General features: G+C 51.8%; 8 protein-coding genes. All 8 read left to right on the forward strand.

Annotated features, from left to right (window positions below; genetic code table 11):
• Positions 1–91: 91 nt before the first annotated feature.
• The 8 genes from secE (at position 92) to rpoC (ending at position 12189) form a co-directional block, all read left to right on the forward strand.
• A complete protein-coding gene (gene secE / locus SK36_RS22930) occupies positions 92–475 on the forward strand; it encodes a preprotein translocase subunit SecE (RefSeq protein ID WP_003033128.1) in 384 nt (127 codons plus the stop codon).
• Between the two features lies 1 nt (position 476).
• Positions 477–1022, forward strand: a complete 546-nt coding sequence (gene nusG / locus SK36_RS22935; RefSeq protein WP_003033125.1) for a transcription termination/antitermination protein NusG — start codon at positions 477–479, stop codon at positions 1020–1022.
• Between the two features lie 155 nt (positions 1023–1177).
• Positions 1178–1606, forward strand: coding sequence for a 50S ribosomal protein L11 (gene rplK, locus SK36_RS22940; RefSeq protein WP_003033122.1), 429 nt, complete (start codon positions 1178–1180; stop codon positions 1604–1606).
• A gap of 3 nt (positions 1607–1609) precedes the next feature.
• Complete coding sequence (rplA, locus tag SK36_RS22945) at positions 1610–2317, forward strand: 50S ribosomal protein L1 (protein ID WP_045438335.1); 708 nt, start codon at positions 1610–1612, stop codon at positions 2315–2317.
• A 293-nt stretch (positions 2318–2610) separates the two neighbouring features.
• Positions 2611–3108, forward strand: a complete 498-nt coding sequence (gene rplJ / locus SK36_RS22950) for a 50S ribosomal protein L10 (RefSeq protein WP_007704673.1) — start codon at positions 2611–2613, stop codon at positions 3106–3108.
• A 66-nt stretch (positions 3109–3174) separates the two neighbouring features.
• Positions 3175–3540: a 50S ribosomal protein L7/L12 gene (gene rplL / locus SK36_RS22955; RefSeq protein ID WP_045438343.1), complete on the forward strand. Its 366-nt coding sequence runs from the start codon at positions 3175–3177 to the stop codon at positions 3538–3540.
• 320 nt (positions 3541–3860) lie between these two features.
• Complete coding sequence (gene rpoB, locus SK36_RS22960) at positions 3861–7889, forward strand: DNA-directed RNA polymerase subunit beta (RefSeq protein WP_048223455.1); 4029 nt, start codon at positions 3861–3863, stop codon at positions 7887–7889.
• A 76-nt stretch (positions 7890–7965) separates the two neighbouring features.
• Positions 7966–12189 (forward strand): DNA-directed RNA polymerase subunit beta', encoded by a 4224-nt coding sequence (gene rpoC, locus SK36_RS22965; protein ID WP_045438350.1) that lies wholly within the window; start codon positions 7966–7968, stop codon positions 12187–12189.
• The last annotated feature ends 224 nt before the right edge of the window (positions 12190–12413 follow it).

Here is a 12413-nt window from a genome sequence, read left to right on the forward strand (position 1 = left end):
TTAGTCCGAAACGCACCAGAGCATTTCGGTTTGGATCGCCTCGCTTACGCGGGGTGAAAATGTTTGTAGAATACTTCTGACAGGTTGGTTTATGAGTGCGAATACCGAAGCTCAAGGAAGCGGGCGCGGCCTGGAAGCGATGAAGTGGGTTGTTGTCGCTGTATTGCTGCTTGTAGCTATCGTTGGCAACTACCTCTATCGTGACATGATGTTGCCGCTGCGTGCGCTGGCCGTAGTGATTCTGATTGCTGCAGCGGGTGGTGTCGCGCTGTTGACAACAAAAGGTAAAGCGACCGTTGCTTTTGCCCGTGAAGCGAGAACCGAAGTCCGTAAGGTCATTTGGCCGACTCGCCAGGAAACATTGCACACCACGCTGATTGTGGCTGCGGTTACCGCAGTAATGTCACTGATCCTGTGGGGACTGGATGGTATTCTGGTTCGCCTGGTATCCTTTATCACTGGCCTGAGGTTCTAAGATGTCTGAAGCCCCTAAAAAGCGCTGGTACGTCGTTCAGGCGTTTTCCGGTTTTGAAGGTCGCGTAGCTACATCGCTGCGTGAATATATCAAGTTACAAAATATGGAAGAGTTGTTTGGCGAAGTCATGGTGCCGACCGAAGAAGTGGTCGAAATCCGTGGTGGCCAGCGTCGTAAAAGCGAACGCAAATTCTTCCCGGGCTATGTACTGGTCCAGATGGTGATGAACGATGCAAGCTGGCACCTGGTGCGCAGTGTGCCGCGTGTGATGGGCTTTATCGGCGGTACATCTGACCGTCCGGCGCCAATCAGCGACAAAGAAGTTGATGCGATCATGAACCGTCTGCAGCAGGTTGGTGATAAACCGCGTCCGAAAACGATGTTCGAGCCGGGTGAAATGGTTCGCGTTAGTGACGGTCCGTTTGCTGACTTTAACGGTGTTGTTGAAGAAGTCGATTACGAGAAGTCTCGTCTGAAAGTTTCTGTTTCTATCTTCGGTCGTGCGACTCCGGTTGAACTGGACTTCGCTCAGGTTGAAAAAGCCTAACACGTCGATCAAAAAAGCGGCGATTTAATCGTTGCACAAGGCGCGAGATTGGAATACAATTTCGCGCCTTTTGTTTTTATGGATAGCATCCGTAAAACGAATTTTATCACGGGGAGCCTCTCTGAGGCGTTATAACCCAACTAGAGGAATTTAGAATGGCTAAGAAAGTCCAAGCCTATGTCAAGCTGCAGGTTGCAGCTGGTATGGCTAACCCGAGTCCGCCGGTAGGTCCAGCACTGGGTCAACAAGGCGTGAACATCATGGAATTCTGCAAAGCGTTCAACGCAAAAACTGATTCCATGGAAAAAGGTCTGCCGATCCCGGTTGTTATCACCGTTTATGCTGACCGTTCTTTCACTTTCGTTACCAAAACGCCTCCGGCAGCAGTTCTGCTGAAGAAAGCGGCTGGTATCAAGTCTGGTTCCGGTAAGCCGAACAAAGACAAAGTGGGTAAAATTTCCCGCGCTCAGCTGCAGGAAATCGCGCAGACCAAAGCTGCCGACATGACTGGTTCCGACATTGAAGCGATGACTCGCTCCATTGAAGGTACTGCACGTTCCATGGGCCTGGTAGTGGAGGACTAAGAAATGGCTAAACTGACCAAGCGTATGCGCGTGATCCGTGACAAAGTTGATGCAACTAAACAGTATGACATCAACGAAGCTATTGCTCTGCTGAAAGAGCTGGCCACTGCTAAATTCGTAGAAAGCGTGGACGTTGCTGTTAACCTCGGCATCGATGCTCGTAAATCTGACCAGAACGTACGTGGTGCAACTGTACTGCCGCACGGTACTGGCCGTTCCGTTCGCGTAGCCGTATTTACCCAGGGTGCAAACGCTGAAGCTGCTAAAGCTGCAGGCGCTGAGCTGGTAGGTATGGAAGATCTGGCTGACCAGATCAAGAAAGGCGAAATGAACTTTGACGTTGTTATTGCTTCCCCGGATGCAATGCGCGTTGTTGGCCAGCTGGGTCAGGTTCTGGGTCCGCGTGGCCTGATGCCAAACCCGAAAGTTGGTACTGTAACTCCGAACGTTGCTGAAGCGGTTAAGAACGCTAAAGCGGGTCAGGTTCGTTACCGTAACGACAAAAACGGCATCATCCACACTACCATTGGTAAAGTGGATTTTGACGCTGACAAACTGAAAGAAAACCTGGAAGCTCTGCTGGTTGCGCTGAAAAAAGCGAAACCAACTCAGGCAAAAGGCGTGTACATCAAGAAAGTTAGCCTCTCCACCACCATGGGTGCTGGCGTTGCCGTTGATCAAGCTGGTCTGAGCGCGTCTGCGAACAGCTAAGATTAGCTTTACGTGGGCGGTGAATTTGTCTACAATTCTACCCCCACGTTTGCTAACGAAAGTTAGCAAATAAACAGATTTGTTCGTTGGAGCCTGGCCTATCCAGGCCTCCGTCGAAGACCGCAGGTGTTTCGTAAGAAGCTTAATGCCCTGCGTAGACGGTGACAGAACGCTAAGATTATTTCTGATACTCTGGCTTGTTTCTGCTCACCGTATTTAGACGCTCTGTCCGTTGGGAAGAGTGAAGTGAGTTCCGGAACATGAGTTCCGGCAAACATCCAGGAGCAAAGCTAATGGCTTTAAATCTTCAAGACAAACAAGCGATTGTTGCTGAAGTCAGCGAAGTAGCCAAAGGCGCGCTGTCTGCAGTAGTTGCGGATTCCCGTGGCGTAACTGTAGACAAAATGACTGAACTGCGTAAAGCAGGTCGCGAAGCCGGCGTATACATGCGTGTTGTTCGTAACACCCTGCTGCGCCGTGTTGTTGAAGGTACTCAGTTTGAGTGCCTGAAAGACGCGTTCGTTGGTCCGACCCTGATTGCATATTCTATGGAACACCCGGGCGCAGCTGCTCGTCTGTTCAAAGATTTCGCGAAAGCGAATGCAAAATTTGAGGTCAAAGCCGCAGCCTTTGAAGGTGAATTGATCCCGGCATCGCAAATCGATCGCCTGGCAACTCTGCCGACCTACGAAGAAGCAATTGCACGCCTGATGGCAACCATGAAAGAAGCTTCGGCTGGCAAACTGGTTCGCACTCTGGCTGCTGTTCGCGATGCGAAAGAAGCTGCTTAATCGCAGTTATCTTTATCAAGCATCTGCTTACGTATAAACTTATTCTGATTTTCAGGAACAATTTAAATGTCTATCACTAAAGATCAAATCATTGAAGCAGTATCCGCTATGTCCGTAATGGACGTTGTAGAACTGATTTCTGCAATGGAAGAAAAATTCGGTGTTTCCGCTGCTGCTGCTGTAGCTGTAGCTGCTGGCCCGGCTGAAGTAGCTGAAGAAAAAACTGAATTCGACGTAATTCTGAAAGCTGCTGGCGCTAACAAAGTTGCTGTTATCAAAGCAGTACGTGGCGCAACTGGCCTGGGTCTGAAAGAAGCTAAAGACCTGGTAGAATCTGCACCGGCTGCTCTGAAAGAAGGCGTGAGCAAAGACGACGCAGAAGCACTGAAAAAATCTCTGGAAGAAGCTGGCGCTGAAGTTGAAGTTAAATAAGCCAACTTTTCTGGTTGCAGCCTAAGCAATTAGGCTGATGGCTGGTGACTTTTTAGTCACCAGCCTTTTTGCGCTGTAAGGCGCCAGTAGCATTTCACACTGTTTGACTACTGCTGTGCCTTTCAATGCTTGTTTCTATCGACGCCTTAATATACTGCGACAGAGCGTTAGTTCTGTGTAAATCGCAATGAAATGGTTTAAGCGTGATAGCAACAGGCATTGCGGAAAGTATTCGATTTTCCGGTCAACAAAATAGTGTTGCACAAACTGTCCCTTCGTCGGACAGATGGGTCGACTTGTCAGCGAGCTGAGGAACCCTAATGGTTTACTCCTATACCGAGAAAAAACGTATTCGTAAGGATTTTGGTAAACGTCCACAAGTGTTGGACATACCTTATCTCCTTTCTATCCAGCTTGACTCGTTTCAGAAGTTCATCGAGCAAGATCCTGAAGGGCAGTATGGTCTGGAAGCAGCTTTCCGTTCCGTTTTCCCGATTCAGAGCTATAGCGGTAACTCCGAGCTGCAATACGTCAGCTATCGCCTTGGCGAACCGGTGTTTGACGTTCAGGAATGTCAGATTCGTGGCGTGACCTATTCCGCACCGCTGCGCGTAAAACTGCGTCTGGTGATCTACGAGCGCGAAGCGCCGGAAGGCACCGTAAAAGACATTAAAGAACAAGAAGTCTACATGGGCGAAATTCCGCTCATGACTGACAACGGTACCTTTGTAATCAACGGTACTGAACGTGTTATCGTTTCTCAGCTGCACCGTAGTCCTGGCGTCTTCTTTGACTCCGACAAAGGTAAAACCCACTCTTCGGGTAAAGTGCTGTATAACGCGCGCATCATTCCTTACCGTGGTTCCTGGCTGGACTTCGAATTCGATCCGAAGGACAACCTGTTCGTACGTATTGACCGTCGCCGCAAACTGCCTGCGACCATTATTCTGCGTGCGCTGAACTACACCACTGAGCAGATTCTGGATCTGTTCTTTGAAAAAGTCGTCTTTGAGATCCGCGACAATAAGTTGCAGATGGAACTGGTGCCGGAACGCCTGCGTGGTGAAACCGCCTCCTTTGACATCGAAGCTAACGGCAAAATCTACGTCGAAAAAGGCCGTCGCATCACTGCGCGCCACATTCGCCAGCTGGAAAAAGACGATATCAAACATATCGAAGTTCCGGTTGAGTACATTGCTGGTAAAGTTGCGTCTAAAGACTACGTTGATGAATCCACTGGCGAGCTGATCTGCGCAGCTAACATGGAGCTGAGCTTGGATCTGCTGGCTAAGCTGAGCCAGTCTGGTCACAAGCGTATCGAAACGCTGTTCACTAACGATCTGGACCACGGTCCGTACATTTCTGAAACTGTACGCGTCGACCCAACAAACGATCGTCTGAGCGCACTGGTAGAAATCTACCGCATGATGCGTCCTGGTGAGCCGCCGACTCGTGAAGCTGCTGAAAGCCTGTTCGAGAACCTGTTCTTCTCCGAAGACCGCTATGATCTCTCTGCGGTTGGTCGTATGAAGTTCAACCGTTCTCTGCTGCGCGACGAAATCGAAGGTTCTGGCATCCTGAGCAAAGACGACATCATTGACGTGATGAAGAAGCTCATCGATATCCGTAACGGTAAAGGCGAAGTCGATGATATCGACCACCTCGGTAACCGTCGTATCCGTTCCGTAGGCGAAATGGCGGAAAACCAGTTCCGCGTTGGCCTGGTACGTGTAGAGCGTGCGGTGAAAGAGCGTCTGTCTCTGGGCGATCTGGATACCCTGATGCCTCAGGATATGATCAACGCCAAACCGATTTCTGCAGCAGTGAAAGAGTTCTTTGGTTCCAGCCAGCTGTCTCAGTTTATGGACCAGAACAACCCGCTGTCTGAGATTACGCACAAACGTCGTATCTCTGCACTCGGCCCAGGCGGTCTGACCCGTGAACGTGCAGGCTTCGAAGTTCGAGACGTACACCCGACTCACTATGGTCGCGTATGCCCAATCGAAACGCCTGAAGGTCCGAACATCGGTCTGATCAACTCCCTGTCCGTGTACGCACAGACTAACGAATACGGTTTCCTTGAGACTCCGTACCGTAAAGTGACCGACGGTGTTGTAACTGACGAAATTCATTACCTGTCTGCTATCGAAGAAGGCAACTACGTTATCGCTCAGGCGAACTCCAACCTGGATGACGAAGGCCACTTTGTAGAAGACCTGGTAACTTGTCGTAGCAAAGGCGAATCCAGCTTGTTCAGCCGCGACCAGGTTGACTACATGGACGTATCCACCCAACAGGTGGTTTCCGTCGGTGCGTCCCTGATCCCGTTCCTGGAACACGATGACGCCAACCGTGCATTGATGGGTGCGAACATGCAACGTCAGGCCGTTCCAACTCTGCGCGCTGATAAGCCGCTGGTTGGTACCGGTATGGAACGTGCTGTTGCCGTTGACTCCGGTGTTACTGCAGTTGCTAAACGTGGCGGTACCGTTCAGTACGTGGATGCTTCCCGTATCGTTATCAAAGTTAACGAAGACGAGATGTACCCGGGCGAAGCAGGTATCGACATTTATAACCTGACCAAATACACCCGTTCTAACCAGAACACCTGTATCAACCAAATGCCTTGTGTGTCCCTGGGTGAGCCGGTCGAACGTGGTGATGTACTGGCAGACGGTCCGTCCACCGACCTCGGTGAACTGGCGCTCGGTCAGAACATGCGCGTCGCGTTCATGCCGTGGAACGGCTATAACTTCGAAGACTCCATCCTCGTTTCCGAGCGTGTTGTTCAGGAAGACCGTTTCACCACCATCCATATTCAGGAACTGGCATGTGTGTCCCGTGACACCAAGCTGGGGCCGGAAGAGATCACCGCTGACATCCCGAACGTGGGTGAAGCTGCGCTCTCCAAACTGGATGAGTCCGGTATCGTTTACATTGGTGCAGAAGTGACCGGTGGCGACATTCTGGTTGGTAAGGTAACGCCGAAAGGTGAAACCCAGCTGACGCCAGAAGAGAAGCTGCTGCGTGCGATCTTCGGTGAGAAAGCGTCTGATGTTAAAGACTCTTCTCTGCGCGTACCAAACGGTGTTTCCGGTACGATTATCGACGTTCAGGTCTTTACTCGCGATGGCGTAGAGAAAGACAAACGTGCGCTGGAAATCGAAGAGATGCAGCTGAAACAGGCTAAGAAAGACCTGTCTGAAGAACTGCAGATCCTCGAAGCTGGCCTGTTCAGTCGTATCTACGCGGTGCTGGTTGCCGGTGGCGTTGAAGCTGAGAAGCTCGACAAACTGCCTCGCGATCGCTGGCTGGAACTCGGCTTGACCGACGAAGAGAAACAAAATCAGCTGGAACAGCTGGCTGAGCAGTACGACGAACTGAAACACGAGTTCGAGAAAAAACTCGAAGCGAAACGCCGTAAAATCACTCAGGGCGACGATCTGGCACCAGGCGTGCTGAAGATTGTTAAGGTGTATCTGGCGGTTAAACGTCGGATCCAGCCTGGTGATAAGATGGCAGGTCGTCACGGTAACAAGGGTGTAATTTCTAAGATCAACCCGATCGAAGATATGCCTCATGATGCTAACGGTACGCCGGTAGACATCGTGCTGAACCCGCTGGGCGTACCATCTCGTATGAACATCGGTCAGATTCTGGAAACCCACCTGGGTATGGCTGCGAAAGGTATTGGCGATAAGATCAACGCCATGCTGAAACAGCAGCAAGAAGTCGCGAAACTGCGCGAGTTCATCCAGCGTGCCTATGATCTGGGTGCCGACGTTCGTCAGAAAGTTGACCTGAGTACCTTCAGCGATGAAGAAGTTCTGCGTCTGGCTGAAAACCTGAAAAAAGGTATGCCGATCGCAACGCCGGTCTTCGACGGTGCGAAAGAGTCTGAAATCAAGGAACTGTTACAGCTGGGTGGCCTGCCGACTTCCGGTCAGATCACACTGTTCGACGGTCGTACCGGTGAGCAATTCGAGCGCCAGGTTACCGTTGGCTACATGTACATGCTGAAACTGAACCACCTGGTTGATGACAAGATGCATGCGCGTTCTACCGGTTCTTACAGCCTGGTTACTCAGCAGCCGCTGGGTGGTAAGGCTCAGTTCGGTGGTCAGCGCTTCGGGGAGATGGAAGTGTGGGCGCTGGAAGCATATGGCGCAGCATACACCCTGCAGGAAATGCTCACCGTTAAGTCTGATGACGTAAATGGTCGTACCAAGATGTATAAAAACATCGTGGACGGCAACCATCAGATGGAACCAGGCATGCCGGAATCCTTCAACGTATTGTTGAAAGAGATTCGTTCGCTGGGTATCAACATCGAGCTGGAAGACGAGTAACTCTCGCTCATACAGGTCACTGGTGCTGGCGTAACAGCCAGCACCAGATTGTGCTAACTCCGACGGGAGCAAATCCGTGAAAGACTTATTAAAGTTTCTGAAAGCGCAAACTAAAACCGAAGAGTTTGATGCGATCAAAATTGCTCTGGCATCGCCAGACATGATCCGTTCATGGTCCTTTGGTGAAGTTAAGAAGCCGGAAACCATCAACTACCGTACGTTCAAACCTGAGCGTGACGGCCTTTTCTGCGCCCGTATCTTTGGGCCAGTAAAAGATTACGAGTGCCTGTGCGGTAAGTACAAGCGCCTGAAACACCGTGGTGTGATCTGTGAGAAGTGCGGCGTTGAAGTGACCCAGACTAAAGTACGCCGTGAGCGTATGGGCCACATCGAGCTGGCATCTCCGACCGCTCACATCTGGTTCCTGAAATCTCTGCCGTCCCGTATCGGCCTGCTGCTTGATATGCCGCTGCGCGATATCGAGCGCGTACTGTACTTCGAATCTTATGTGGTAATCGAAGGCGGTATGACTAACCTGGAACGCCAACAGATCCTGACTGAAGAGCAGTATCTGGATGCGCTGGAAGAGTTCGGTGACGAATTCGACGCGAAGATGGGTGCGGAAGCTATCCAGGCTCTGCTGAAAAGCATGGATCTGGAGCAAGAGTGTGAAACTCTGCGTGAAGAGCTGAACGAAACCAACTCCGAAACCAAGCGTAAAAAGCTGACCAAGCGTATCAAACTGCTGGAAGCGTTCGTACAGTCTGGTAACAAGCCAGAGTGGATGATTCTGACCGTTCTGCCGGTTCTGCCGCCAGATCTGCGTCCGCTGGTTCCGCTGGATGGTGGTCGTTTCGCAACGTCGGATCTGAACGATCTGTATCGTCGCGTTATCAACCGTAACAACCGTCTGAAACGTCTGCTGGATCTGGCTGCGCCGGACATCATCGTACGCAACGAAAAACGTATGCTGCAGGAAGCGGTCGACGCCCTGCTGGATAACGGTCGTCGCGGTCGTGCGATCACCGGTTCTAACAAACGTCCTCTGAAATCTTTGGCCGATATGATCAAAGGTAAACAGGGTCGTTTCCGTCAGAACCTGCTCGGTAAGCGTGTTGACTACTCTGGTCGTTCTGTAATCACCGTAGGTCCATACCTGCGTCTGCATCAGTGCGGTCTGCCTAAGAAAATGGCACTGGAACTGTTCAAACCGTTCATTTACGGCAAGCTGGAACTGCGTGGCCTCGCCACCACCATCAAAGCCGCTAAGAAAATGGTTGAGCGTGAGGAAGCTGTCGTTTGGGATATCCTGGACGAAGTTATCCGCGAACACCCGGTACTGCTGAACCGTGCACCAACACTGCACCGTCTGGGTATCCAGGCATTTGAACCGGTACTGATCGAAGGTAAAGCTATCCAGCTGCACCCGCTGGTTTGTGCGGCGTATAACGCCGACTTCGATGGTGACCAGATGGCTGTTCACGTACCGCTGACGCTGGAAGCCCAGCTCGAAGCGCGTGCGCTGATGATGTCTACCAACAACATTCTGTCTCCGGCGAACGGCGAACCTATCATCGTTCCGTCTCAGGACGTTGTATTGGGTCTGTACTACATGACCCGTGACTGTGTTAACGCCAAAGGCGAAGGCATGGTGTTGACTGGCCCGAAAGAAGCTGAGCGTATCTATCGCGCAGGTCTGGCCTCTCTGCATGCGCGCGTTAAAGTGCGTATCACCGAATATGAAAAAGATGAAAACGGCGAATTCGTTGCGAAAACCAGCCTGAAAGACACGACCGTTGGCCGTGCTATTTTGTGGATGATCGTACCGAAAGGTCTGCCTTTCTCCATCGTCAACCAGGCGCTGGGCAAGAAAGCAATCTCCAAAATGCTGAACACCTGTTACCGCATTCTGGGCCTGAAGCCGACCGTTATCTTCGCTGACCAGACAATGTACACCGGCTTTGCTTATGCAGCGCGTTCAGGTGCATCTGTTGGTATTGATGACATGGTCATCCCAGAGAAGAAACACGAGATCATCTCTGAAGCGGAAGCTGAAGTTGCTGAGATCCAGGAGCAGTTCCAGTCTGGTCTGGTAACCGCAGGCGAACGTTACAACAAAGTTATCGATATCTGGGCTGCGGCGAACGATCGTGTATCCAAAGCGATGATGGATAACCTGCAAACTGAAACCGTTATTAACCGTGACGGCGTCGAAGAGCAGCAGGTTTCCTTCAACAGCATTTACATGATGGCCGACTCCGGTGCGCGTGGTTCTGCAGCACAGATTCGTCAGCTGGCAGGTATGCGTGGTCTGATGGCGAAGCCGGATGGCTCCATCATCGAAACGCCGATCACCGCGAACTTCCGTGAAGGTCTGAACGTACTCCAGTACTTCATCTCTACTCACGGTGCTCGTAAAGGTCTGGCGGATACCGCACTGAAAACAGCTAACTCCGGTTATCTGACTCGTCGTCTGGTTGACGTCGCGCAGGATCTGGTTGTCACTGAAGACGATTGTGGCACTCTGGAAGGTATCACCATGACCCCGGTTATCGAGGGTGGTGATGTTAAAGAGCCGCTGCGTGATCGCGTTCTGGGTCGTGTGACTGCTGAAGACGTTCTGAAGCCGGGTACGGCGGATATTCTGGTTCCACGCAACACCCTGCTGCACGAGCAGTGGTGTGATCTGCTGGAAGAGAACTCCGTTGACTCCGTCAAAGTACGTTCCGTCGTATCCTGTGACACCGACTTTGGTGTATGTGCGCACTGCTATGGTCGTGACCTGGCGCGTGGCCACATCATCAACAAAGGTGAAGCAATCGGCGTTATCGCGGCACAGTCCATCGGTGAGCCGGGTACACAGCTGACGATGCGTACGTTCCACATCGGTGGTGCGGCATCTCGTGCGGCTGCTGAATCCAGCATCCAGGTGAAAAACAAAGGTAGCATCCGTCTGAGCAATGCGAAGTCGGTTGTGAACTCCAGCGGTAAACTGGTTATCACCTCACGTAACACCGAACTGAAACTGATCGACGAATTCGGTCGTACCAAAGAAAGCTATAAAGTGCCTTACGGCTCCGTTATGGCGAAAGGTGATGGCGAACAGGTTGCTGGCGGCGAAACCGTTGCAAACTGGGATCCGCACACCATGCCGGTTATCACCGAAGTGAGTGGTTTTGTCCGCTTCACTGACATGATCGACGGCCAGACCATTACTCGTCAGACCGACGAGCTGACCGGTCTGTCTTCTCTGGTGGTTCTGGATTCTGCAGAGCGTACTGCGGGTGGTAAAGACCTGCGTCCGGCACTGAAAATTGTTGATGCCCAGGGCAACGACGTTCTGATCCCAGGTACCGATATGCCTGCTCAGTACTTTCTGCCGGGTAAAGCGATTGTTCAGCTGGAAGATGGCGTGCAGATCAGCTCAGGTGACACCCTGGCGCGTGTTCCTCAGGAATCAGGCGGTACCAAGGATATTACCGGTGGTCTGCCGCGCGTTGCGGACCTGTTCGAAGCTCGTCGTCCGAAAGAGCCGGCAATCCTGGCGGAAATCAGCGGTATCATTTCCTTCGGTAAAGAAACCAAAGGGAAGCGTCGCCTGGTTATTACTCCGTTAGACGGCAGCGAACCGTACGAAGAGATGATTCCGAAATGGCGTCAGCTCAACGTGTTCGAAGGTGAACGTGTAGAACGTGGTGATGTGGTTTCCGACGGTCCGGAAGCGCCACACGACATCCTGCGTCTTCGTGGCGTACACGCGGTAACGCGTTACATCACCAACGAAGTACAGGACGTTTACCGTCTGCAAGGCGTTAAGATTAACGATAAACACATCGAAGTTATCGTTCGTCAGATGCTGCGTAAAGCGACCATCGAAAGTGCTGGTAGCTCCGACTTCCTCGAAGGCGAGCAGGTTGAATACTCCCGCGTCAAGATCGCTAACCGCGAACTGGAAGCGAACGGCAAAGTTGCGGCGACTTTCTCCCGCGATCTGCTGGGTATCACCAAGGCATCTCTGGCAACCGAGTCCTTCATCTCTGCGGCATCGTTCCAGGAGACTACTCGCGTGCTGACCGAAGCAGCCGTTGCGGGCAAACGCGACGAACTGCGCGGTCTGAAAGAGAACGTCATCGTGGGTCGTCTGATCCCAGCTGGTACCGGTTATGCGTACCATCAGGATCGTATGCGCCGTCGTGCTGCGGGCGAACTGCCAGCAGCACCTCAGGTTACTGCGGAAGATGCATCTGCCAGCCTGGCAGAACTGCTGAACGCAGGTCTGGGTGGTTCTGATAACGATTAATCGTTGTTGACCGTAATAAAAAACCCGCTTCGGCGGGTTTTTTTTGCCTGAAGAAATGCTGTTGTTGGCCGGATAATTTGCTTGCGACGCCACCCAGCCATATAGGATGGGTATTAATTTACCGGTGGTGCGGCTGGAACGATATTTTTCACAGAACCAGGTAAGATCTGTCGAGGTGAAGGCAGGGCAAAATGAGGAAGATAACTTCTGCCCTGGTCAGCTTC

Source organism: Citrobacter sp. MGH106, assembly GCF_001037495.1.
In the GTDB taxonomy this organism is placed as follows: Bacteria; Pseudomonadota; Gammaproteobacteria; order Enterobacterales; family Enterobacteriaceae; genus Citrobacter; species Citrobacter murliniae.